Here is a 23,447-nt window from a genome sequence, read left to right on the forward strand (position 1 = left end):
ACCCTTTATTGCCCCGAAAAGGTTGCAGGGTGTAAAAAATTGGCCTCTAACGATGCTCACCTCTTGCATCACTGAAAAAATTGCGTATTATTTCGGCCCACCTGCCCGGATGGCGGAATTGGTAGACGCGCTAGCTTCAGGTGCTAGTGACCGTATGGTCGTGGAGGTTCAAGTCCTCTTCCGGGCACCATCTCGAATCAGATATTATCGAGACGGTGAAAACTCAAGACAGAAAACCTGTCGATTTCAGGTAGTTGCAGTATCGGTTAATCAACGCCCGGATGGCGGAATTGGTAGACGCGCTAGCTTCAGGTGCTAGTGACCGTATGGTCGTGGAGGTTCAAGTCCTCTTCCGGGCACCAGTTGATTACCCATCGCTTTCATCACGGTCTTCGGACTGCTGACACCCTGCCCGGGTGGCGGAATTGGTAGACGCGCTAGCTTCAGGTGCTAGTGACCGTATGGTCGTGAAGGTTCAAGTCCTTTCCCGGGCACCATGTATTCCCCCTGCATTGTTTCCTCCTAGACTATTTCAGCCGGTCGCGTTTGATCGCTGTTTCCCGCTGCTGTTTCGATAACTTTTTTATCCTTCAGACGCACCGATATTTTCGGCAGCGCTGCACTTTTTAATATTGCCATGACACCGACACTGGTCGGCATCATGATATGAAAGGCTTCAATAGCGCGCAGGCTGGTTTGCCACACTTTCAAGCCCCCATCCCCGTGTATCCACGCCTGACTCCAGCAGCTCGCCCACGCCCTGTGGCAGCTCGCTGAAGAAATTAAAGCCCGTGCGCGTCTCGATGTCATTGACGCTGACAACAAAGCGATCAAGCGGCTCATCACCACGAACGTCCTGCGGCACGATAAAGGCAATCATTTTCGGCGGTGTATCGGCACTTCCCGGTGCGACAACGATCTTGTAAAAGGCATCCGGAATTTCGATCAACGATGACATGCGCCTGATGTCGTCATCGAAGATGGGGCCGGTAGTGACCCAGACGGTGCCGAACCGAGCCGCAAAACGATCGATGACCACCTCCTCCAGCCGCTGCCACACGCGCCGGTTGAGATCAGGCCTTTGGGGCGAGATATTGCTCATCTGAAAGGTATCAAGCTGCGCCTGACGGCCGTGAACGGCGGCAATGGCATAGTTGGGGGCCTGGTGACCACGGTCAAAGCCGCTACCGGTATAATCATCAGAGCTCACCGGCCAGAGGGTACGCCAGTCATCACTGAAAGACCCCGGACGTGCGCCGATGGCAGGGCGATCCACTCGGTCCAGCCGATAGACGGTCCAGAGCGGATTGGCGCGCAGATCCGACCAGCCGGTCAGAAAGCCATCATTGCGCAGCGTCCGATTGAGCGTTTTCCAGTCATACCAGGTTTGCGCCTGAGGCGTGCCCATCCAGCTCATCTGCTCCCAGTATGTACGCTCCTGGTAGTACCAGAGCCCGTAGAGCACCGCTGTTGTCATGAGTCCGGCACCACTCAGGCGCCTGAAACGCTTTAAAAATCCCGGGCGTCGCCGCGCCATATCCATTCCCTGACACTGTTTTTAAAATGACTGCACTGTCGAAAGACACCCTTTCAGGCGGCGGCGAGTATACCTCAGTCAATGACAGGCTGCTGATATGGCTTAAAAAAACGGGCCCCGGGGCCCGTTGCGCATGACGCGGTATTTGTTGTGGCGCCCGGCTATTCGGGAACCTGTGGCCAGCGATGGGTATCCACGATTTCGCCATCCTCGACCACTTCCAGCACGATGGGAAACCCCCATAGCTGATGTAAATGGTGCATGACCGGTGACAACGAATCGTCCAGCACTCGCCGCTGTGTTCGTTCATGTCGCAGTACCAGCGAGCGGTCGCCGTGAATCCTGGCGGCCCAGACCTGGATATCCGGCTCCCGATGCCCAAGGGAATACTGCAGTGACAGTGCCTCTCGAATTCGCTTGTAGCCGCGATCGTCATGAATGGCCGAAATTTCGACCATGTCGTCCTGATCGTCATCGAGCAGCGCAAAAAGCTTCATGTCGCGCATCACCTTCGGCGACAGAAACTGCTGGATGAAGGACTCGTCCTTGAAGTTGTGCATCGCAAAATGGACCGTCTCGAGCCAGTCGCTGCCGGCCATCTCCGGAAACCACGCCCGGTCCTCCTCGGTCGGCGCGGTGCAGATGCGCTGTATATCGCTGAACATGGCAAATCCCAGTGCATAGGGATTGATGCCGTTATACCAGGGGCTGTCAAAGCCCGGCTGCGCCACTACGGCGGTGTGCGATTGAAGAAATTCCAGCATCACGCCTTCATCGATCAGCTTCTCATCGTAAAGACGATGCATGATGTTGTAGTGCCAGAAGGTGGCCCATCCTTCGTTCATGACCTGAGTCTGGCGCTGCGGATAGAAATACTGCGCGAGCTTTCGCACGATGCGCACGATCTCGCGCTGCCAGGGCTCCAGCAACGGCGCATTCTTTTCAATGAAATAGAGCAGGTTTTCCTGCGGCTCCGACGGGTAACGCGGGCGCTGATGCGCCCCTGCGACACCTCCCTGCCCGTTCGGGTCATCGGCGGCGCGCAGCTGCGGGATGGTGCTCCAGAGCGTATTGATCTGCTGCTGCAGATAGCCCTCACGCTCCTGCTGACGACGCGCTTCCTCTTCGGCCGAAATGGCAGACGGCCGCTTGTAGCGATCCACGCCCTGATTTTGCAGGGCGTGACAGGCATCGAGCAGCTGCTCGACCGCCTCGATACCGTGGCGCTCCTCGCACTCGCTGACATAGCGCCGGGCAAAGACCAGGTAATCCACGATGGCGGAAGCATCGGTCCAGGCACGGAAGAGATAGTTGCCCTTGAAAAACGAGTTATGGCCCTGGCAGGCGTGCGCCATGACCAGAATCTGCATCATCAGGGTATTTTCTTCCATCAAATAGGCGATGCAGGGATCGGAATTGATCACCAGCTCGTAGGCCAGCCCCATCTGCCCGCGCCGGTAGGCCTGCTCAACGGACAGGAACTGCTTGCCGAACGACCAGTGACTGTAACCCACCGGCATGCCAATGCTGGAATAGGCATCCATCATCTGCTCGGAAGTGATGATCTCGATCTGGTTGGGATAGGTGTCCAGGCGAAATTCGCCGGCAATGCGGGCAATCTCTCGCTCGTAGTGTTCCAGATCACTAAAGGACCAGTCCGACCCCTGCCCCAGAAAGTCCTCGTCGTGGATCGGCTTGTAGGATGTGCTCATGAGCGCGCCTCCTGACCGCTCTGGCGGCGTTTGAAGAGTTCACGAAAGACCGGATAGATATCGCCGGCCTGCACAATCTGGCGCATGGCAAACCGCTCCGGGTAGCTGTCCTGTACCCGCGTGTATTCCTCCCAGAGCGCCTGATGGGCATGGGGGGTAATCTCGACATAGGCGTAATACTGAAGCCTGGGCATCAGGGCATCCGAGAGGATCTGACGACACTGCACGGAATCGTCATCCCAGTTGTCACCATCGCTTGCCTGGGCCACATAGAGATTCCACTGGGACGGCGGATAGCGCGCCTCGATGACTTCATCGAGCAGATGCAGCGCACTGGACACGATGGTGCCGCCGGTTTCCCGCGAGTAAAAAAAGGCTTCCTCATCGACCTCACGCGCCGAAGTGTGATGGCGAATGAACACCAGTTCGACACGTTCATAATCGCGCTCGAGAAAGAGATACAACAGCAGAAAAAAGCGCTTGGCGATGTCCTTGTGGTTCTGGGTCATGGAGCCCGAGACATCCATCACACAGAACATGACCGCCTTGTTGGAGGGCTGGGGCTGGTCGGTCAGATGGTTATAGCGAAGATCATAGGTATCGATGAAGGGCACGGCTTCCAGACGCCTTTCCAGCCGCTCTATCTCGTCTCTGAGCTCGCGAAGCCGGCCGGGGTGGCGCAGGACCGGATCCTTGCGCTCCTCCTCTTCAAGTGCCTTTTGTGCATCACACAGCGCTCGCCTGATCGGTGCGCGCATGGCGATGCGACGTGCCTGGGCCTCGCGCATCGAACGCACGATGTTCATGCGGGCAGGCACCCCCTGACGGGAAAGGCCGGCGCGTACGGGCCGGCGCTCTTCCATGTCGGCAATCTGCTTGCGCTCAAGGTGAGGCAGTTCCAGCCCGTCGAAAATAAAGCTTAAAAACTCGTCCCGGGAGAGCGTAAAGGCAAACTCGTCAACACCTTCACCCTGATTGGAAGCCGACCCTTCGCCACTGCCACCACCGCCCCCGCCGCCATGGGGGCGACGCATCCGATCGCCTTCGGCGAACTCGCGGTTGCCGGGGCTGACCACGGTGCGTCGCCCGCCCTTTGCGTGGCGAAAGACGGGCTCGGAAATGTCCCGCCCCGGGATGCTGATTTTCTCGCCACGCTCCATGTCGGTAATCGAGCGTCGATTGACCGACTCCTCCACGGCGCGCTTGATATGCTTTTGATAGCGTTTCAAAAAGCGCTGTCGGTTGACGGCACTCTTGTGACGGGCGTTGCTGCGCCGATCGATGAAATAGCTCACGTCACCACCTCCTGCAGACCGATCCAACAGGCTGCCCTGCATCAGGGCGGGCATGGGCGCCGGAATGCCGGCGCCGGCCGCTTACTGGGACTTGCGCACGCGCAGATACCACTCCGAGAGCAGGCGCACCTGCTTTTCGGTGTAGCCCCGCGCGACCATGCGATCGACGAAGTCGTCATGTTTTCGCCGATCATCGTTGGAGGCTTTGGCATTGAACGAGATGACCGGCAAAAGCTCTTCGGTGTTGGCAAACATCTTGTGCTCGATCACCCCCTTGAGCTTTTCATAGGACTGCCAGCCCGGGTTGAGCCCGTCATTTTGCGCCCGGGCTCGCAGCACGAAGTTGACCACCTCATGGCGGAAATCCTTCGGATTGGAGATACCGGCCGGCTTTTCGATCTTTTCGAGCTCCTCATTGAGCGCCTGACGGTCCAGCAGCTCGCCGGTTTCCGGGTCACGAAACTCCTGATCCTGAATCCAGAAATCGGCGTAGGTCACGTAGCGGTCAAAAATGTTCTGACCGTACTCGCTGTAGGATTCCAGATAGGCGGTCTGAATCTCCTTGCCGATAAAATCGACATAGCGCGGCGCCAGATACTCCTTGATAAAGCGCAGATAGCGGTCGTGAACCTCACGCGGCAGCTGCTCCTGCTCCAGACGCTGCTCGAGCACATACAGCAGATGCACCGGATTGGCGGCCACTTCGCTGGAATCGAAATTGAATACCCGGGAGAGAATCTTGAAGGCGAAACGGGTCGATAGCCCCTCCATGCCCTCATCGACCCCGGCGGCGTCGCGATACTCCTGAATCGAGCGCGCGCGCGGGTCGGTATCCTTCAGGTTCTGCCCGTCATAGATGCGCATCTTGGAATAGACACTGGAGTTTTCCGGCTCCTTGAGCCGTGACAGCACCGAAAACTGCGCCAGCATCCGCAGCGTGTCCGGCGCACACGGGGCGTGTGACAACGAAGAGTGCTGTAAAAGCTTTTCGTAGATTTTCATCTCCTCGGAGACACGCAGCGAGTAAGGCACCTTGACGATATAGACCCGGTCCAGAAAGGCTTCATTGTTGCGATTGTTGCGAAACTGCTGCCACTCGCTTTCGTTGGAGTGCGCCAGAATCACGCCGTCAAAGGGGATGGCGCCCATACCCTCGGTGGGGTTGTAGTTGCCCTCCTGGGTGGCGGTCAAAAGCGGGTGCAATACCTTGATGGGCGCCTTGAACATCTCGACGAACTCCATCAGCCCCTGATTGGCGCGACACAGCCCGCCGGAGAAGCTGTAGGCGTCAGGGTCATCCTGTGAAAAGAGTTCGAGCTTTCGAATATCGACCTTGCCGACCAGCGAGGAGATGTCCTGGTTGTTCTCATCGCCCGGCTCGGTCTTGGAAACCGCGATCTGATTGAGTCGTGAGGGATAGATCTTGACGACTCGAAAGCGGGAAATGTCGCCGCCATACTCACGCAGACGCTTGGCCGCCCAGGGCGACATGACACTGCGCATGTAGCGCCCGGGAATGCCGTAGTCACTTTCCAGCGTGTCTCCGTCCTCTTCGGCGCTGAAAAGCCCCAGCGGTGACTCGTGCACCGGCGAGTCCTTGATGGCGTAGAAGGGAATCTGCTCCATCAGCGCCTTGAGCCGCTCGGCAATCGAGGACTTGCCGCCCCCGACCGGCCCGAGCAGATAGAGAATCTGCTTGCGCTCCTCAAGGCCCTGCGCGGCATGGCGGAAATAGGCGACGATCTGCTCGATGGCGTCTTCCATGCCATGAAATTCGGCAAAGGCGGGATAACGACGGATCAGCTTGTTGGAGAAAATCCGGGAAAGGCGAGGGTTTTTGGCCGTATCGATGACTTCCGGCTCACCGATGGCTTCTAGCATGCGCTCGGAAGCGGTGGCATAGGCCGTGGGATCTCTGCGACAGAGCTCAAGATACTCCTGAAGACTCATCTCTTCCTGGAGGGTGCGCTCAAAGCGATGCTGCACATGATCAAAAATGCTCATGAACTTCTCCCTGAGTGGCGACGGTGTGCCCTGCCGTACGCACGCTCGTCGTTTCCATGAAAATCAATCAGTCACTGCGACACTCCCGCTCATCGAAGGGTCTCTTTATTGTGGAAAGTACTATCAGGCGTTGAAATGAAGGTGGTCAGCCATATCGAACCGGCAGAATACCGGCCGACACCTTGATCGAATCAGAAGACGCGCCGCCGGGGCGGCCACGCCGATATCAGGAAAGATGCCTTATCAATATCACTGTTGATCGTGTTGTGCCAGTGCCTGACGAAGGTCGCCCACCAGCGCATCGATCAGTGCTTCAGACGTATTCCAGCTACACACGAAGCGGACACCGCCCTCGCCTATAAAGGTATAAAACGTCCATCCACATTCGCGCAAGTACTGTTGCGCCGAGACGGGCACCTCGAGAAAGACACTGTTGGCCTGCACCGGAAACATCACGTTGACGCCGGGAATGTCGTTGACACCGCTTACCAGACGCTGCGCCATGGCATTGGCATGACGGGCATTGGCAAGCCAGACATCGTTTTCCAAAAGCCCCAGCCAGGGCGCACTGACAAAGCGCATCTTGGAGGCCAGCTGGCCGGCCTGCTTGCAGCGATATTCGAAATCGCGCGCCAGCTCGTGGTCAAAAAAAACAATGGCTTCGCCAAAGGCCAGCCCGTTTTTAGTGCCCGAGAAGCAGAGCACATCCACGCCTGCCTTCCAGGTCATTTCCGCCGGCGTCACGTCCAGTGAGGCGCAGGCGTTGGCAAAGCGGGCGCCATCCATGTGGATCTTGAGATCGTGCTGGTCGGCCACCTCACGAATGGCCTGGAGCTCATCGAGCGTGTAGAGCGTGCCCACTTCCGTGGCCTGAGTGATGGAGACCACTCTGGGTCGCGGGTAGTGAATATCGTTGCGCCGTGTCACAACGCGCGCGACCCCTTCGGGCGTCAGCTTTGCCATGGGCGTGTCCACCGGCAAAAGCTTTGACCCGTTGGAAAAGAATTCCGGGCCACCGCACTCGTCTGTCTCGATGTGGGCCAATTGATGGCAGATCACACCGTGATAGGACTGGCAAAGCGAAGCCAGTGCCAGCGAATTGGCCGCGGTCCCGTTGAAGACAAAAAATATTTCGCAGTTTGTTTCGAAAAGCGTTCTGAATCGGCTTGCAGCGCGCTCGGTCCAGACATCATTACCGTAGGCCAGATCATCCTGCTCATTGGCCTGTAGTAGATAATGCATGGCCTCGGGACAGATGCCAGACGTATTGTCGCTGGCCAGAAAACGCGGGGAAGCAATGGCAATATCGCTGTTGAAGACAGTATTGCTGAAACCAGGGGTAGTCATGTTGAGATTATCCTGCAGCTTGTTATTGGCTTGCCGGTCGAGGATCACTCGATCAAGGGCATGACAGATCAAGCATGCAGTGCGCAACAAGGACTGGCAAGCAGGTAACGACAGCGAGGCGCTGCACCAACAACACGATATCAAACAGGCATGAAAAACATCACGCGGGAAAGACGTGCTGATACACAGAAAAGACTACAAGAGGAAAACAGCTATCAGGAAGGAGCAATGCACGTTTAAGCAGATGGCGGACTGGACGGGACTTGAACCCGCGACCTCCGGCGTGACAGGCCGGCATTCTAACCAACTGAACTACCAGTCCGCATACAGCTTGCAACGTTAAATCATCTTGGGAAGATGATGGTGGGTGGTACTGGGCTCGAACCAGTGACCCCCAGCTTGTAAGGCTGGTGCTCTTCCAACTGAGCTAACCACCCGATAGTACGATTATTTCGATGGCGGACTGGACGGGACTTGAACCCGCGACCTCCGGCGTGACAGGCCGGCATTCTAACCAACTGAACTACCAGTCCAACTTGTATCGAAATATTACTGCTGACCAGAGATATGGCGGACTGGACGGGACTTGAACCCGCGACCTCCGGCGTGACAGGCCGGCATTCTAACCAACTGAACTACCAGTCCGCAACCCTGATTACCGCAACATGACCTTATCAAAATGATGGTGGGTGGTACTGGGCTCGAACCAGTGACCCCCAGCTTGTAAGGCTGGTGCTCTTCCAACTGAGCTAACCACCCGGGTCATGTGGCGCTGCATTCTACCAATCATTGCTGGAAAGTCAAACACTTCTGAGCAAAAAGCGATAAATTCATGACAGCGACGTATCAGCGTCACGCGCCATCAGGTTCACCGTATCGATGCGGTCACGCTTCATCAGGCGCTGCTTCTCTTCGAGCCCATGAAAATCAAACAGGTCACGGTCCGCCAGCTGAGAAGGCGCCACGTTGGTCAGTGCCTTGAACATGGTCTCGACGCGTCCAGGGTGCTTGCGCTCCCAGTCGGCGAGCATCTCCTTCACAACCTGGCGCTGCAGATTTTCCTGACTGCCACACAGATTGCACGGAATGATGGGAAAGGCCCTGGCTTCGGAATAACGCGCAATATCGGCTTCCGCGCAGTAGGCCATCGGCCGGATCACGATATTGTTGCCATCATCAGAGAGCAGCTTGGGCGGCATTGACTTGAGTGAACCGCCAAAGAACATGTTGAGAAAAAGCGTTTCCAGCATGTCGTCGCGGTGATGGCCCAGGGCGATCTTGTTGGCCCCGATCTCTTCGGCAAAGCCGTAAAGTGTGCCGCGACGCAACCGCGAGCACAGCCCGCAGGTCGTTTTGCCCTCGGGCACCTTCTCTTTCACGATCGAGTAGGTATCGCGCTCCACGATGTGATACTCGACGCCCTGCTCGGCCAGATACGCCGGCAGCACATGCTCTGGAAAGCCGGGCTGTTTCTGGTCCATGTTGACGGCCACCAGTTCGAAATTCACCGGTGCATTGCGCTGAAGATTGCGCAGGATATCAAGCATGGTATAGGAGTCCTTGCCACCGGAAAGGCACACCATCACCCTATCGCCCTCATTGATCATGGCGTAGTCGATAATGGCGTTGCCGACATTGCGGCGCAGGCGCTTGTGAAGCTTGTCGAACTCCCGCTTGTCGGGGGTATTCACGGACTGATCAGGTTCTTGCATGGAGATGACTTCAGATTAATGCGACATTGGCGCTACTTTACCATCGCCGCCAGGCGCAGGCGAAGACCCGACAGTGTGTGCGGGGTTTGAGGGGGCGATAACGCATCGGTACACACCGGGTCGTTATCGGTATTTCAAGGCTGTCACCATGAAGCAGCCGTTACGCGGGTCAGGCAAGGATTTTCACGATGTTTCAGGGCTGGTTACTGCTCACCATCTCGCTTTTATACATTGCCACCCTCTTTGGCATTGCCTGGCGTGGCGACCAGCGGGCACGACGACTGGGGCCGGCAAAGCGCCGACCGCTGGTCTACAGCCTGGCGCTGGCGGTTTACTGCACTTCCTGGACCTTCTATGGCAGCGTCGGTCAGGTGGCCGATTCGGGGTTGCAGTATCTCAGCGTGTTTCTGGGCCCGATTCTCGCCTTTTTACTGTTCTGGCCGATCCTGACCAAGATGATTCGCGTCGCCAAGCGACAAAATATCACCTCGATCGCCGATTTTATTGCCTCACGCTACGGCAAGACCCAGGCGCTGGCCGCGCTGGCCAGCCTGGTCGCCCTGCTGGGCACCCTTCCCTATCTGGCTCTGCAGCTCAAGGCCATGGCGGCAAGCTTTATGGTGCTCACCGCCAACAACGACATCGTACGCTCCCCGATCCTCGGGGATACCGCGTTTTATGTCGCCGCTCTCATGGCCCTTTTTGCCATTTTGTTCGGCACACGCCACACCGATGCCACCGAACACCACGAGGGATTGATCCAGGCCATCGCCTTTGAATCGGTGGTCAAGCTGGGCGCCTTCGTGCTGCTGGGCGCCCTGATTACCTGGGGGGTATTTGACGGGCTGGGCGAACTCTCCAGCCGCGCGGTAAGTGATCTTTCCGCCGGCAGCCATTTCAGCAGCGCCAGTTTCGGACAGGGGTTCTGGACACAGACACTACTGGCCATGCTGGCCGTGTTCTGCATACCGCGACAGTTCCACGTCACCGTGGTCGAAAATACCAGTACCGATGATACGGCCCGGGCCCGCTGGCTTTTCCCGCTTTATCTGGTGGCCGCCGGCTTTTTCGTGCTCCCGCTGGCCGTAGCAGCCATGACGCTGTTTGAAGGTCGCGGTCTGGACCCGGACACCTGGGTGCTGCATCTGGCCATGGTGGCCGACCAGCCCTGGCTTGTCATGATCACCTTCATCGGGGGCTTCGCCGCCGCCAGCGGCATGGTCATCATGGCCGCCGTGACGCTGTCGATCATGATCTCCAACGAAGTCGTTATCCCCTTGCTTTTACGCTTCAAGGGATTCGATGCCCGTCACGGTGACTATGCCCGGTGGGTACTGCGCATTCGCCGCCTGATTATCGTGCTGACGCTGGCGCTGGCGTATGGCTTTTACCAGCTCACCGCAGCGTCAAGCTCGCTGGCAAGCCTTGGGGTGCTGTCGCTGGCAGCCCTGGCCCAGCTGGCTCCGGCGCTGATCGGCGGCCTCTACTGGAAGCGGGGCAATCGCCTGGGGGTCAGTCTGGGGCTGGGGCTTGGTTTTCTGATCTGGGGCTACACCCTGCTGCTGCCCACGCTGGTACGCGCCGGGCTGTTCGCCTTCCCCATCGATACCGGCCCGATGGGGATCGAGCTGCTCAGCCCTTCCAATCTGCTCGGGCTATCGCTGAACGACCCCATCACCCAGGGCGTGCTGCTGTCGCTGGGCGTGAATCTGTTCTGCTATATCTTTTTCTCCCAGGTCACGCAGCAGCGCGTGGTCGAGCGCATTCAGGCCTCGCTGTTCGTCGACAGCGTGGCCTCTCATCAGACCCTGATCAATCGCCCCTGGGGCGGCACCACCTCGGTGAGCGATCTCAAGGCGCTGTCCCGACGCTTTCTCAACGAGGATCAGGTCGAGCGCGCCTTCAGCGATTACGGCTGGCGCCATCAGCAGCGCCTGGACCCGGGCATGCGTGCCTCGATCGATCTGATCGGCTTCACCGAGCGTCTGCTGGCCTCGGCCATTGGCGCCTCCTCAGCGCGTATCGTGGTGAACTCGGCGCTCTCCGGCCGGGACGTGTCGATCTCTGATGTGGTCTCCATTGTTGACGAGGCCTCGCAGGTGCTCGAGTTCAATCGATCGCTTTTGCAGGCCACCATCGAGAACATCAATCAGGGCGTCATGGTGGTAGATCACAAGCTGCGCATCGTGGTCTGGAACCAGCGCTATCTGGAACTGTTTCGCTTTCCCGACCACCTGATCCATGTCGGCGAACCCATCGAGCGCATCTTTTTATACAACGCCGAGCACGGCGAATACGGTCCCGGCGACCCGAAAGAGCACGTGCGGCTGCTGATGGACAACATTCGAAGCGGTCATGCCCATCACTATCAGCGCTATCGACAGGATGACAGCGTGCTCGACATTCATGGCAACCCCATGGTGGGCGGCGGTTTTGTCTATACCTATCAGGATGTGACCGATCAAAAGCGCACCGAAGAGGCGCTGATCCGCTCGGAAAACAACATCCGTATCTATACCGACAACGTGCCGGCGCTGATCGCCTATTTTGATCGCGACTGTCACTACCTCTTTACCAATCGCGCCTATGAAACCGCCATGGAAGTGGATCGTCTTCAGGCCATCGGCAAGCGCGCCGAAGAGGTCATGACGCCAGGCATGTGGCGCCTGCGCGCACCCTGGATGTCGCGTGCGCTCAACGGCGAGCGTGTTTCGTGGGAGCTCTCCCAGCCCGACCGTGAAGGCGGCACCCGCTATATGCTGGCCACCTACACGCCGCATTTTGGCGAGGGCGGTCGCGTACTGGGCTTTTTCGCGCTCTATCAGGACATTACCGAGCGTCGGCTGGCCGAGATTGCACTCAAGGAGACCAACGAAAATCTGGAAGAGCGCGTTCGTGAACGTACCCACGAGCTTTCCGAGGTCAACAGCGCCCTGCGCCAGGAAAACCGGGTGCGCTCTGAAGCCGAGCTGGCGCTGCGTCAGGCCAAGCAGGTTGCCGAAACCGCCAACGCCTCGAAAACGCGTTTTCTGGCCGCGGCAAGCCACGACCTGCTTCAGCCGCTCAACGCTGCAAGACTGTTCACCTCGGCGCTCACCCAGCGCCTGGAAGAGAGCGAGCATCACGACACTCTGGTCCACATCGACAACTCGCTGCAGGCTGCAGAAGAGCTTCTGGGCACACTGCTGGACATCTCAAAGCTGGATGCCGGCGCCCTGACCCCCCGACGTCAGGTCTTTGCGCTCAATGAGATCCTGCGCCCGCTGTATGCCGAGTTTTCGGTCATGGCTCAGGATCGCGGGCTGGATCTGGACATGGTCGAAACGGGCGCTGTCATTGACAGCGACCCCCAGATGCTCAGACGCATCATCCAGAACTTCCTTTCCAACGCCCTGCGCTATACCCAGCACGGCCGGGCACTGCTGGGCTGTCGCCGCCGGGGCGAGCAGCTGTCGATCGAGGTCTGGGATACCGGCCCCGGTATTCCGGAGTCCCGCCAGGCCGAAATCTTTCAGGAGTTTCGTCGTCTGGATCAGAAATCGCGCCATCGCGAGAGTGAAAAGGGGCTGGGACTGGGGCTTTCCATCGCTGATCGCATGGCGCGCGTACTGGATCACCCGATCACCATTCGCTCAAGAGAAGGTCATGGCACGGTGTTCGGGCTGACCGTGCCGCTCAAGCATGGCGCCACGCTCACCCGCGAGGAAACGCAGACGGCACAGAAAAGCGCCGGCAACCGTATCCGCGGCGCGCGCGTGATCTGTATCGACAACGAAACCATGACGCTGGAAGGCATGAAAGCCATGCTGGAAGGCTGGGAATGCGAGGTTTTCACGGCCACCTCGATCGGCGGCGCCCGCTCGGTGGTGCGCAACATGACCGGCGAACCCGATATCATTCTGGCCGACTACCATCTCGATAACGAGGTCACTGGATTGATGGCACTGGAGTCGCTCGCCGAGCGCTTTACCGGTGACGTCCCGGGTATCGTGATCACCGCCGATCGCACCGAAGAGGTCGCTGATCTGATTCGTCGCACCGGCTATCATCTGCTCAATAAGCCGGTTCGTCCGGCAGCGCTAAGGGCGCTTTTGACCCGAACCCTTCAGGCCAATCGGCGTCTGCACTGACATGATGGCAGACACAAAAAATCCCGGTCCATGCCGGGATTTTTTAACGCCTGAACCTGACTTTAGTTCTCGACGCGTGATGGCTCTACTTCAAGCTTCTGGGCTGCGATGACGGCCTGAGTACGCGAGTGCACACCCAGCTTGCGCAAAATGGCCGTGACGTGCGCCTTGATGGTCGCCTCGGAAACATTGAGATCGTAGGCGATCTGCTTGTTCAAAAGCCCCTCTGTGAGCATGTTGAGCACGCGAAACTGCTGCGGCGTCAGTGAGGCGATGGCCGCGGCAAACTTGGCTTCCTCCTCGTCACCGTCTCCCAAGTAGTCGGCCATTTCCGGCGGGAGCCAGATTTCACCATCCAGAATCGCACTGATGCCTCCAGCGATCGTGTCCAGCGACGCCGACTTGGGAATGAAACCCGAGGCACCGTAATCAAGCGAGCGGCGAACCACCTGCGGCTCTTCACTGCCGGAGATAACCGCCACAGGGATGTCGGGCATTTGTCCCCGCAGCTGTATCAGGCCTGAAAAGCCGTGTGCTCCGGGCATACGCAGATCCAGAAGAATCAGGTCGGCGTCGGGATGACGCGTGACGACCTCGATGGTGGCTTCCATGGTATCGGCTTCAACAATCTCGGCATTGGCCGCTACCTGACGCAGGGACTGCGTCAGTGCCGCACGAAACAAGGGGTGATCGTCTGCCACGATAAACTTCTGGGCAAAGGCCATGCGGTTTCCTCCAGGATTCCCCGTATCATTCAGGACGGCCAGGCCCCGGTCAAAACGCGGTCAGCCACGTCATCAGCAGTGCAAGGCCACGCGTCGTCATGCCACCTGCCGATCAGACTAGTGTAACCAGCAATGTCGGCATGTTATCCCATGATTTTTTTATTTCCAAAATAAAACGTTGGCAACCGTTTTGCGGTGCCAACGTTCATTATGCGACAAGATGACGCGCTTGTCGTGATACAGAAGCAGATGAGCATATTCGCTAGTGGTTAACTCGCTCCCTGATCAGGGCTTCCACGACGTCAGGGTCTGACAGGGTGCTGATATCGCCCAGACCATCGACCTCATTGGCTGCGATCTTGCGAAGGATGCGACGCATGATCTTGCCCGAACGCGTCTTGGGCAATCCCGGCGCCCACTGGATGGCATCGAGTTTGGCGATCGCGCCGATATCCCGACGCACTACGTCATTGAGCTCCGTTCGCAACGCATCACTGGGTTCGGCGCCCTGCATCAAAGTGATATAGGCATAGATGCCCTGCCCCTTCATGTCATGAGGAAAGCCCACAATGGCGGCTTCGGCCACGGCCGGATGCGCTACCAGCGCCGATTCGATTTCCGCCGTTCCCATTCGATGGCCGGAAACGTTGAGCACGTCATCGATGCGACCGGTGATCCAGTAATCGCCGTCGGCATCACGATGCGCGCCGTCCCCGGTAAAGTAGGCGCCGGGGTGCGTGCTGAAATAGGTTTCCTCAAAGCGCTCGTGGTTGCCCCAGATGGTGCGCGCCTGACCCGGCCAGCTGCCCTCGATCACGAGACTGCCCTCGCCCTCGCCTTCGATACGCTTGCCCTCGGCATCCATCAGGGCCGGGCGAATGCCGAAAAAGGGCCGCATGGCCGCGCCAGGCTTGACGCTTTCGACGTCGGTGAGCGGCGCCATCATGTGGCCGCCGGTCTCGGTCTGCCACCAGGTATCCATGATGGGACAGCGCCCGTTACCGATAACCTGATGACTGAAATGCCAGGCCTGCGGATTAATGGGCTCGCCGACCGTGCCGATCAGGCGCAGTGAGTCGCGCCGACTGCTGTCCATGACGTGATCACCGTGACCCATCATGGCGCGGATAGCCGTCGGTGACGTATAAAAAATCGTAATATTGTGCCGGTCGATCACTTCACCCACCCGGCCGTAATCCGGATAGCTCGGCACGCCTTCAAACATGACCGTGGTGGCTCCATTGGCCAGCGGGCCATACACCACATAGGAGTGGCCGGTGACCCAGCCCACATCGGCGGCACACCAGTAGACATCGTCCTCACGCAGATCAAAGATCTGCTCATGGGTCATGGCCGTATAGAGCAGATAGCCACCCGTGGTATGCATCAACCCCTTGGGCGTACCGGTCGAGCCCGAGGTGTAGAGAATGAACAGCGGATCTTCGGCGCCCATCTCCTCGGGATCACACTCCATCGACTGCTCACGCATCATCGCGCAGGCATCGATATCGCGTGACTGCCAGTCGATGGGGTCCTCGCCACAGGGAACGACCAGCACGTGCTCGACGCAGTCGGTCCCCTTGATGGCCAGCGCCTCATCAACGTTTTTCTTGAGCGCTACCTGCTTGCCGCCGCGACGCGAGATATCGGCGGTAATCACCACGCGAGAGGCGCAGTCCGATATGCGCCCGGCCAGCGCCTCCGGAGAGAAGCCGCCAAATACCACCGAGTGCACGGCACCGATGCGGGCACATGCCAGCATGGCAATGGCCGCCTCGGGAATCATCGGCATGTACAGGGTAACGGTGTCCCCGCGCCCTACGCCGAGCGCCTTGAGCATGTTGGCAAACTGCCCCGTCTGGCAGTGCAGCTCGCGGTAGGTAATGATTCGCTGATGATCGGGGTTGTCGCCTTCCCAGATAATGGCCGGCTTGTCGCCGCGGCTGTCAAGATGACGATCAATGCAGTTGACCGAGGCATTGAGCGTGCCGTCCTCGAACCACTTGATGCGGGAGTGATTGTCGCCGAAATGGCCGTCGAGCGTTTTTTCCGGCGTGCGCATCCAGTCAAGACGCTGCATCTCTTCGCGCCAGAAGGCTTCAGGAGATTCGATCGAATAACGATAGCGCTCGCGATAGTCCTGCTCGCTGATCGGACCAGGCAGCTTTTGTGCGGCACCTGCCATGTCCCGGGCAGTCTGGCTCATGTCGCCTCTCCTCGATCTGATGAGGCAAGGACCCCATCATGGATAGTGTGACCCTTAGATTAGCGTTATGCAGGGGCTGACTGACCATTAGACCATGGTCACTGTTCGACCAATCTCCCTGTGTCCGGATCGGCGACGACGCCTTCAAGACGCAGCGTGTGGCCGCAGTGACGACAGCGATAGCGACTGCCTCGACGCTCGTTGTTATGGCGTCGACGGGTAAAATAGTGATGGCGACAGCCACAGGCGTAGCGATAGGGAGCAGGGCTGGCACGTGAGACATCAAAGCGATGGGTGACGCTGGGCGCTCGATCAAAGATGTCGTTCATGACCTGCTGCCACTGCACGCCATGCGGGCGCACCCGCCCGGGAAAGGCATGATGAACGACCCAGTGGGCCATCTCGTGAGGCACGACTTCCGACAAAAAGGCCTCGGGCTGCTCACCGTAGAGCGTCATGTTAAAGCGCAGCCCGCCTCGACCGTAATGGGCCTGGCCGGCACTGCGCCCGCGCAGGTCACACCATACCCGGGGAGCAGGCAGATCGGGATAGTGGGCTCGCGCGCGACGCAGACACCCTGCCACGCAGGCTTCAAGCCGTGCCTGACTGGCCTCCCCCGAGGGAAAGTCATCGATGTCGCTGGCGGGAAAATCGGTCATGGATGGTAAACTGTCAGCTCTCAACCCGGCGGTTCGACTGCCGCGCAACGCGCCGCTTACTGTATGGATACTGCTCAATGAATGATATCACGGCCGATACGCCTCAACCGGTAGCGCTTCTGGAAGACGACCGCCTCGACGCGCTGTTCGAGTTTCTCGATTCCGAGCGCGTCAGCGAAGAAGCCCTCGATCTGTTCGGAGCGCACGGCCTGTTGACGGCGCTGGCCATCTCGACCGTATCTCATGACCGCGATGAGCGACATGCCCTGATCTTTGACACAACGCCCGAGTTTGACGGCGACCAGCAGCGTCAGGAGACACTCGACGCACTGGATGCCCTGTTGAGCAACGCCGTCGACGCCTTTGAAAACGGCAACATCCCCGATCTGCCCTTCGATCTCGAATTCGAAGACAGCGGCGAAGACAACGAGGAACATCCCGTACGACTCTGGTGCGCCGGCTTCATGGAAGGCGTCTTTCTGGATGAGCAGGCCTGGTTCGGCGCCCAAGAGGAGGCCGCCGCCGAGCTGCTGCTGCCCTTCATGACCCTGTCCGGACTCTTTGACGAGGAAGACCCGGAGCTTGCCGCACTCGGCCAACAGCCGAGCGAAGCAACGCGCCTGGCAGGCCAGCTGGCCGAGCTGACGCTGGATCTTTACCTGCTGCAGCGCGCCCCGGTCGAAAAGCCGGCGCCGTCAAAGGCCGGCAAGGGAGCAAAGAACAGGTCCGGCGGCAACAACCGGGGCGGCCGGGGTCCGGGAAAGGGCCGGTAACAGGCGTTGAGGCAAAACGCCTTCAGCGCAGGCGGGTAATCAGGGCATCCATGACGCCATAGCCCCACTCACGCAGCCGCTGGCCTCGCGAGCGAGACGCCCAGTGGGCTGCGCTGATTTCGTGGCACTGGTCAAAGCAGTGCTCAAACAGCCCGCCCAGCTCGGTGGCGAAATCGGGATCATCGATCTCCTGGTTGGCCTCGAGATTCCACTGCAGGCTCCAGTGATCGAAGTTGCAGGACCCGATGGTCGCCCAGCCGTCGCACAGGCTGAACTTGGCATGAATAAAGCGTGGCTGAAACTCGAAGATGCGCACCCCCGAGCGTAAAAGTCGGGTAAAAAAGCGCTGCCCGGCGTAGCGCACGCTGGGATGGTCATGATCGCGCGCCGCCAGCAGCAGCCGGACATCCACGCCACGACGTGCCGCTCTTCGCAGCTGGCGCCGCAGGGTTCGGGTGGGCACGAAATAGGGCGTACAGATCCATATCCGCTCACGGGCACTGCCAACCTGATGCTGTAGCGAACGGCGGATGGCCTGATAGCGATAGCCCTGCCCCCAGACCACGCGGCCGACCATGCTCCCCTCCCCGTGCGCCGTCTCCGACGTCGCCGCCGCGCTGCTCCGTCGCCGAGCCCCGGTTGCAAAATCGCGCGTCCGGCGCGAACGCCATACCCGATTGAACAATTGAATCCAGTCCTCGACGCAAGGCCCGGTAATACGCACGGCCACTTCGAACCATGAGCTGAGAAACTGATCGTTGACGCCAAAGCCGCCCGTGAAAGCGGTGTGACCGTCGATGACGACCAGCTTGCGGTGGTCGCGCGAAATGAAGCGCCCCACATGCCGGAGCGAGAGGACATTGAATTCACGCAGCGACACGCCTGCTCTCACCAGACGCTGCTTGCTCTCATCAGACAGCGACCACGAACCGCAGGCATCGATCAGAAGCCGCACGTCAACGCCGCGCGCGACAGCCCGTATCAGGGCTGCAAAAAACCGCTCGCCCATCTCGCCGTCCTCGACGAGATAGAGCTCGATCAGAATCGAGATGTGTGCATGGTCGATGGCCTCAAGCAGTGCGGGCACGAAACACTCCGCCGTCGGCAACAGGGCAAAATGGTTGCCGTCACGCCACTGCTCTCTCATGTTGCTTCCCCTGCCTTGCCCGGTGGGCCATGTCGATTCAGCCAGCGCTATACTATAGTGCCATGTCATCGGATCGGTGCAGATCTCCCTTTCAGGTTATCAGAACCTTCCGCGTCCCCGATTCAGCGAGCGAACAATGGCCATGTCTGAAACGTCTTCCCAGGGATTCTGGCAGCGACTGGGTTGTCGGCTGCTCGGTGGCTGGCTGCACTTTCGCAGTGTCGACCCCGAACGTCCCGAATCCCTTGTTACCGACAGCACACGCCCGGTGATCTACGTGCTGCCGGTCTCGGCCCTTTCCGATCGCATGGCGCTGTCCATTTTCTGTCAGCGCCACAATATGCCCTCTCCGGAAGACAGCGTCTGCCTGGCCCATGGCCATCGCTTTCCCGCACGCCTGGCCCTTTTCGACGCCGCCCATTATCGCCATCACCGGGGCCATGTGGACCGGTCGACCTCGCTGGATCATCTGATCACGGCGCTGGAGCAGCATCCCGACAGCGACGTGGATCTCGTCCCGGTCACTCTTTTCTGGGGGCGCGCGCCACAGCGCGAACGCGTGGGCCTGCGCCATCTGCTGACCGCCGATGGCTGGTCGCTGGTAGGCCGTCTTCAGCGTCTGGCCGGCATGATCATCAATGGCCGCTCGCTCGAGATTCGCCTGGGCACGCCGGTATCGCTGCGCACGCTGATGGCGCACGGCGATGTGGATAAGCAGTTCAACCGAATCCGCATCACCCGCTTTCTACGACGCTACTTCCGCCGCGTGCGGCTGCAGGCCATCGGCCCGGACCTGTCCCATCGTCGTACGCTTATTCGGCGCGTACTGCGCCAGCCGGCCGTACGAAATGCCGCCCATCAAAGCGCCCAGGAACGGGGTGAATCGGATGACCGGGCCCTGCAGCGCGCCGAGCGCTACGGGTTCGAAATCGCCGCCAACATGTCCGCGCCGGTACTGCGGTTTCTCTACCAGGTGCTGGGACGACTGTGGAACCGGCTCTACGATGGCGTCGATGTCCACGGTATCGAGGATGTTGAAGCCCTGGCCGGGACGCACGAGTTGGTCTATGTACCCTGTCATCGCAGTCATATCGACTATCTGCTGCTCTCCTATGTGCTTTATCAACAGGGGCTGATGCCGCCGCACATCGCCGCCGGTCGCAACCTCGACATGCCCGTGATCGGTCCGATGCTGCGGCGTGCCGGCGCCTTTTTCATGCGCCGCAGCTTTCGGGGCAATCGGCTCTACGCCGCCGTGTTCAACGAATACCTTCACCAGCTGCTCTCCCAGGGCCATCCGGTCGAATATTTCATCGAGGGGGGACGCTCGCGCACCGGGCGCATGCTCTCGCCGCGCCCCGGCATGCTGTCGATGACCCTGCGCTCCCATGCCCGCGCGCCCAACCGCGAGCTGGCCTTCGTGCCGATCTATATCGGCTATGAAAAGGTTATCGAGTCCAACGCCTACATCCGCGAGCTGCGCACGGGCGAAAAACGCAAGGAAAGTCCGCTGGGGCTTTTACGCGTACTGCGCCATCTGCGCCAGCCGTTCGGGCGTGTGCAGGTCAGTGTGGGAGAGCCCCTGGTGCTGGGCCGCTATCTGGATCAGCGCTTTCCCGACTGGCGTTCGCAAAAAGACGGTGCCGAGGCCGACTGGCTGCGTGAGGCAGTCCCGGATCTAAGCCAGGAGATTGCCACGCGCATCAATCATGCCGCCGCGCTGACGCCCATTTCAATGGTGGCCCTGACAATGCTGGCCACCCCCCACCGCACCATCGAGATCGATCTGCTGTTGCGCCAGCTCAAGACGCTGTACGCGCTGCAGGCGCAGCTGCCGGGCGGCAAACGCGTTCGCCTGCCGGAGCAGGGCCCCCACGAGTGGGTCGAGCGCAGCGAATATCTGGGCATGGTGAGCCGTATCGAGCACTCGCTGGGCGATCTGATCACGGTCAGTGACGAGCGTGCGCCGCTGTTGACCTGGTATCGCAACAACGTGTTGCACCTGTTTGCCCTTCATGCCCTGGTGGCCTTCGCCTTTCGCAACAACGCCCGCCTTGACTTCGAAACGCTCGACAGCCTGCTGGCCCCCATCTGGCCGGCACTGCGTCAGGAGTACTTCATCGAAGAGGACAACACGGCGTTCACCGAACATCTCAACGATGTGCTGGATGTTTTCGTGGCACTGGGCCTTTTAAAACAAAAGGGCGAATACTGGCAGCGCCCCGAGACGGGAGACGAGGCGCGTGAAAGGCTTTACCTGCTGGGCCGGGCGATTCAGCCGACGCTTGAACGCGGCTTTATCCTGTTCTCGACGCTGATGCACTATCCCAGTGGCACTATCAGTCGGGAAATGCTCGAAGACCAGAGTCAGCTGCTGGCGGAGCGGTTGACCCGCCTGCAGGGGCTCAACGCCCCGGAATTCTTTGACCGTCGTCTGTTTGCCGGGCTGCTGGACAGCCTGGAGCGCGACGGCTGGCTATGGCAATCACAGGAAAGGCTCAATTTCGATGCTCGCCTGCCCGAGGCGCTGCTTAAAAGCCGAACGCTTTTTGACCCGACCCTGCGCCATCGCCTGACGGAACTGACCGCCGGGCGAGCGCATACCGAAGCCTCAGCGTGACGGCTTCAGCGAGCGGTGCACGTAAAGGTCATAGCGGCTGTTTTTGGAGACGATGTCATGGCTGGGGGGCGGCCCTTCGATGGGTGGGGCGCCCTTGGGCCGCTTGACCACCACCCGATGCGTGGCGGTATCGAGCGCCTGAGTCAGAAGCTGCGCCGTGTCCACATCGTCTCCGACCAGACGACGGAAAAGACGCATCTCCTTTTTCACCAGCGCCGACTTGTCCTGATGCGGGTACATGGGATCCAGATGAATGACCTGCGGGGTAACCCCCGAGGCCTCTACCAGCGCTGACAGCGTCTGGCTGCTGTCGCCCTGAGCAAACCGAAGCCGCTGCGTCAGCGATTGCAATGCCTCGATGGCGCCGGCCCGCTCCAGCGCGTCCAGCAAAAGCGCGGCAACCACGGGGTGACGCTCGATCATCAACACCGGCGAGCCCAGCGATGCCAGTACCGCGCTGTCGCGCCCAAGCCCTGCCGTGGCGTCAATGATCTCCGGTGACACACCCTGTTTCAGTCCGCAGGCACGGGCGATGAGCTGACCACGCCCGCCACCGAACTGACGCCGGTGCGCCACGCCTCCACCGACCAGATCGGCACGTATCGGCGCCCCGAACTGACGCCTGTCACCGCCAAGCTCCAGCCCCTGCTCGCCGTAGCGCAGCCACAGATCGTCGCTGCCCGGCGTTTCCACCACGACCAGCCCCAGCCGATCGGCCAGAGCATGGCTTTGGGCGTCATCGCCCAGCACCACGGGCGGCGTGACAACATCCAACGGAGTCATGCCAGAAAGATAAACAGCATGACGCCCAGAATCATGCGATAGATGACAAAGGGCAGCATGCCGATACGATCCAGCGCGGCCAGAAAGAGCTTGATGCAGGCAAGCGCTGACAAAAAGGACAGCACGACCCCGCCCAGTATGGGCAGCCAGTGCGCGTCGGCCCCGGTCTCGGCAAGCTCGACGGCCTTGAAGGTGCCCGCCGCCAGAATCAGCGGAATCGACATCAGAAACGAAAAGCGCGCCGCCGTCTGACGGGTATAGCCCAGAAGCAACGCCGCCGTGATGGTAATGCCCGAACGCGACGTGCCCGGAATCAGCGCCAGTGCTTGTGCAAACCCCAGTAGCAGCGCGTTTTTCAGCGTCATCTGTGACATGACAAGCTTTCTGATGCCCTTGACATCGGCCCACCACAGCAGCAAGCCAAAGACGATGGTGGTGGTGGCGATCACCAGTCCGGAACGGGCATAGCTGCTGATCAGGTCGTCACCGAGAAAGCCGATGATGCCGGCCGGCAGGGTGGCAATAATGACCGCCCAGCCAATACGCCCTTCCTCGTTCGGGCACTGCCTGAACACCTGAGCGCACCAGCCCTGAATGATGGCGACAACATCCTTGCGAAAAGCGATGACAACGGCCAGAAGCGTACCGACATGAACGGCAACATCGAATGCCAGCCCCTGGTCGGGCCAGCCAAACAGCTGTGATGGCAGAATCAAATGTGCCGATGATGATACCGGCAAAAATTCGGAGATCCCCTGAATAAGGGAGAGCACCACCACATGTAACCAATCCATAAA

General features: G+C 59.5%; 16 protein-coding genes and 8 tRNA genes. 6 read left to right on the plus strand and 18 right to left on the minus strand.

Annotated elements, in window-relative coordinates; translation table 11 throughout:
* Positions 1-103 precede the first annotated feature (103 nt).
* The 3 genes from ACXMYO_RS08380 (at position 104) to ACXMYO_RS08390 (ending at position 497) form a co-directional block, all read left to right on the plus strand.
* Positions 104-190 (plus strand) — tRNA-Leu (locus ACXMYO_RS08380).
* An 85-nt stretch (positions 191-275) separates the two neighbouring features.
* Positions 276-362: transfer RNA gene (locus ACXMYO_RS08385), tRNA-Leu, on the plus strand.
* A 48-nt stretch (positions 363-410) separates the two neighbouring features.
* Positions 411-497: transfer RNA gene (locus ACXMYO_RS08390), tRNA-Leu, on the plus strand.
* A gap of 25 nt (positions 498-522) precedes the next feature.
* Here the strand turns inward: ACXMYO_RS08390 and ACXMYO_RS08395 are convergent.
* The 12 genes from ACXMYO_RS08395 to ttcA all read right to left on the minus strand — a co-directional run bounded on the left by ACXMYO_RS08395 (position 523) and on the right by ttcA (position 9,607).
* Positions 523-711 carry a hypothetical protein gene (locus tag ACXMYO_RS08395; RefSeq protein ID WP_457808394.1) on the minus strand — a complete coding sequence of 63 codons (189 nt, stop codon included), beginning with the start codon at positions 709-711 and terminating at the stop codon, positions 523-525.
* Positions 677-1,537 (minus strand): DNA/RNA non-specific endonuclease, encoded by an 861-nt coding sequence (locus ACXMYO_RS08400; protein WP_457808395.1) that lies wholly within the window; start codon positions 1,535-1,537, stop codon positions 677-679. The genes ACXMYO_RS08395 and ACXMYO_RS08400 overlap by 35 nt, the downstream gene beginning before the upstream one ends.
* Before the next feature lie 161 nt (positions 1,538-1,698).
* Positions 1,699-3,249: a SpoVR family protein gene (locus tag ACXMYO_RS08405; protein ID WP_457808396.1), complete on the minus strand. Its 1,551-nt coding sequence runs from the start codon at positions 3,247-3,249 to the stop codon at positions 1,699-1,701.
* Entirely contained in the window at positions 3,246-4,544 is a 1,299-nt protein-coding gene (locus ACXMYO_RS08410; RefSeq protein ID WP_457808397.1) for a YeaH/YhbH family protein, read from the minus strand. The genes ACXMYO_RS08405 and ACXMYO_RS08410 overlap by 4 nt, the downstream gene beginning before the upstream one ends.
* Before the next feature lie 81 nt (positions 4,545-4,625).
* Entirely contained in the window at positions 4,626-6,548 is a 1,923-nt protein-coding gene (locus tag ACXMYO_RS08415; RefSeq protein ID WP_457808398.1) for a PrkA family serine protein kinase, read from the minus strand.
* Positions 6,549-6,797: 249 nt separating this feature from the next.
* On the minus strand, positions 6,798-7,895 hold the full coding sequence (locus ACXMYO_RS08420) for a threonine aldolase family protein (RefSeq protein WP_457808399.1): 1,098 nt from the start codon (positions 7,893-7,895) through the stop codon (positions 6,798-6,800).
* A gap of 245 nt (positions 7,896-8,140) precedes the next feature.
* Positions 8,141-8,217, minus strand: a tRNA-Asp gene (locus tag ACXMYO_RS08425).
* A 39-nt stretch (positions 8,218-8,256) separates the two neighbouring features.
* A tRNA-Val gene (locus ACXMYO_RS08430) sits at positions 8,257-8,332 on the minus strand.
* Between the two features lie 19 nt (positions 8,333-8,351).
* Positions 8,352-8,428, minus strand: a tRNA-Asp gene (locus ACXMYO_RS08435).
* Between the two features lie 35 nt (positions 8,429-8,463).
* Positions 8,464-8,540, minus strand: a tRNA-Asp gene (locus tag ACXMYO_RS08440).
* 38 nt (positions 8,541-8,578) lie between these two features.
* Positions 8,579-8,654, minus strand: a tRNA-Val gene (locus tag ACXMYO_RS08445).
* Between the two features lie 71 nt (positions 8,655-8,725).
* Positions 8,726-9,607, minus strand: coding sequence for a tRNA 2-thiocytidine(32) synthetase TtcA (gene ttcA / locus ACXMYO_RS08450; RefSeq protein ID WP_438768222.1), 882 nt, complete (start codon positions 9,605-9,607; stop codon positions 8,726-8,728).
* Positions 9,608-9,795: 188 nt separating this feature from the next.
* On the opposite strand from ttcA, the gene ACXMYO_RS08455 reads away from it, so the two are divergent.
* Positions 9,796-13,737, plus strand: coding sequence for a hybrid sensor histidine kinase/response regulator (locus ACXMYO_RS08455; RefSeq protein WP_457808400.1), 3,942 nt, complete (start codon positions 9,796-9,798; stop codon positions 13,735-13,737).
* 62 nt (positions 13,738-13,799) lie between these two features.
* On the opposite strand, the gene ACXMYO_RS08460 is transcribed toward ACXMYO_RS08455, so the two are convergent.
* From ACXMYO_RS08460 to ACXMYO_RS08470, 3 genes are all read right to left on the minus strand, one after another.
* Positions 13,800-14,462, minus strand: coding sequence for a response regulator (locus ACXMYO_RS08460; RefSeq protein WP_086622302.1), 663 nt, complete (start codon positions 14,460-14,462; stop codon positions 13,800-13,802).
* A gap of 262 nt (positions 14,463-14,724) precedes the next feature.
* A complete protein-coding gene (gene acs / locus ACXMYO_RS08465; RefSeq protein ID WP_457809481.1) occupies positions 14,725-16,647 on the minus strand; it encodes an acetate--CoA ligase in 1,923 nt (640 codons plus the stop codon).
* Between the two features lie 119 nt (positions 16,648-16,766).
* Positions 16,767-17,327, minus strand: coding sequence for a SprT family zinc-dependent metalloprotease (locus ACXMYO_RS08470; protein ID WP_457808401.1), 561 nt, complete (start codon positions 17,325-17,327; stop codon positions 16,767-16,769).
* Positions 17,328-17,404: 77 nt separating this feature from the next.
* Here ACXMYO_RS08470 and ACXMYO_RS08475 point away from each other — a divergent pair, with 77 nt between their 5' ends.
* Positions 17,405-18,100: a YecA/YgfB family protein gene (locus ACXMYO_RS08475; protein WP_457808402.1), complete on the plus strand. Its 696-nt coding sequence runs from the start codon at positions 17,405-17,407 to the stop codon at positions 18,098-18,100.
* A gap of 22 nt (positions 18,101-18,122) precedes the next feature.
* On the opposite strand, the gene ACXMYO_RS08480 is transcribed toward ACXMYO_RS08475, so the two are convergent.
* Positions 18,123-19,247 (minus strand): phospholipase D-like domain-containing protein, encoded by a 1,125-nt coding sequence (locus ACXMYO_RS08480; protein WP_457808403.1) that lies wholly within the window; start codon positions 19,245-19,247, stop codon positions 18,123-18,125.
* Between the two features lie 142 nt (positions 19,248-19,389).
* On the opposite strand from ACXMYO_RS08480, the gene plsB reads away from it, so the two are divergent.
* Complete coding sequence (plsB, locus tag ACXMYO_RS08485) at positions 19,390-21,867, plus strand: glycerol-3-phosphate 1-O-acyltransferase PlsB (protein WP_457808404.1); 2,478 nt, start codon at positions 19,390-19,392, stop codon at positions 21,865-21,867.
* Here the strand turns inward: plsB and ACXMYO_RS08490 are convergent.
* The gene (locus ACXMYO_RS08490; RefSeq protein WP_457808405.1) at positions 21,859-22,650 is read right to left on the minus strand and encodes a class I SAM-dependent methyltransferase; all 792 of its coding nucleotides are present in this window, start codon (positions 22,648-22,650) and stop codon (positions 21,859-21,861) included. The two genes, plsB and ACXMYO_RS08490, sit on opposite strands and share 9 nt — an antisense overlap.
* Complete coding sequence (locus tag ACXMYO_RS08495; protein ID WP_457808406.1) at positions 22,647-23,444, minus strand: undecaprenyl-diphosphate phosphatase; 798 nt, start codon at positions 23,442-23,444, stop codon at positions 22,647-22,649. The genes ACXMYO_RS08490 and ACXMYO_RS08495 overlap by 4 nt, the downstream gene beginning before the upstream one ends.
* Positions 23,445-23,447: the final 3 nt, after the last annotated feature.

Source organism: Kushneria sp. EE4, from assembly GCF_977968315.1.

What these genes read in the sequence shown, in the direction of transcription:
- ACXMYO_RS08405 (WP_457808396.1), bottom strand. Translation starts at nt 3,249, where the DNA reads ATGAGCACATCCTACAAGCCGATCCACGACGAGGACTTTCTGGGGCAG.
- ACXMYO_RS08475 (WP_457808402.1), top strand. Translation starts at nt 17,405, where the DNA reads ATGAATGATATCACGGCCGATACGCCTCAACCGGTAGCGCTTCTGGAA.
- ACXMYO_RS08415 (WP_457808398.1), bottom strand. Translation starts at nt 6,548, where the DNA reads ATGAGCATTTTTGATCATGTGCAGCATCGCTTTGAGCGCACCCTCCAG.
- ttcA (WP_438768222.1), bottom strand. Translation starts at nt 9,607, where the DNA reads ATGCAAGAACCTGATCAGTCCGTGAATACCCCCGACAAGCGGGAGTTC.
- ACXMYO_RS08490 (WP_457808405.1), bottom strand. Translation starts at nt 22,650, where the DNA reads ATGACTCCGTTGGATGTTGTCACGCCGCCCGTGGTGCTGGGCGATGAC.
- ACXMYO_RS08400 (WP_457808395.1), bottom strand. Translation starts at nt 1,537, where the DNA reads ATGGCGCGGCGACGCCCGGGATTTTTAAAGCGTTTCAGGCGCCTGAGT.
- ACXMYO_RS08470 (WP_457808401.1), bottom strand. Translation starts at nt 17,327, where the DNA reads ATGACCGATTTTCCCGCCAGCGACATCGATGACTTTCCCTCGGGGGAG.
- ACXMYO_RS08460 (WP_086622302.1), bottom strand. Translation starts at nt 14,462, where the DNA reads ATGGCCTTTGCCCAGAAGTTTATCGTGGCAGACGATCACCCCTTGTTT.
- ACXMYO_RS08455 (WP_457808400.1), top strand. Translation starts at nt 9,796, where the DNA reads ATGTTTCAGGGCTGGTTACTGCTCACCATCTCGCTTTTATACATTGCC.
- acs (WP_457809481.1), bottom strand. Translation starts at nt 16,647, where the DNA reads ATGGCAGGTGCCGCACAAAAGCTGCCTGGTCCGATCAGCGAGCAGGAC.
- ACXMYO_RS08495 (WP_457808406.1), bottom strand. Translation starts at nt 23,444, where the DNA reads ATGGATTGGTTACATGTGGTGGTGCTCTCCCTTATTCAGGGGATCTCC.
- ACXMYO_RS08420 (WP_457808399.1), bottom strand. Translation starts at nt 7,895, where the DNA reads ATGACTACCCCTGGTTTCAGCAATACTGTCTTCAACAGCGATATTGCC.
- plsB (WP_457808404.1), top strand. Translation starts at nt 19,390, where the DNA reads ATGTCTGAAACGTCTTCCCAGGGATTCTGGCAGCGACTGGGTTGTCGG.
- ACXMYO_RS08480 (WP_457808403.1), bottom strand. Translation starts at nt 19,247, where the DNA reads ATGAGAGAGCAGTGGCGTGACGGCAACCATTTTGCCCTGTTGCCGACG.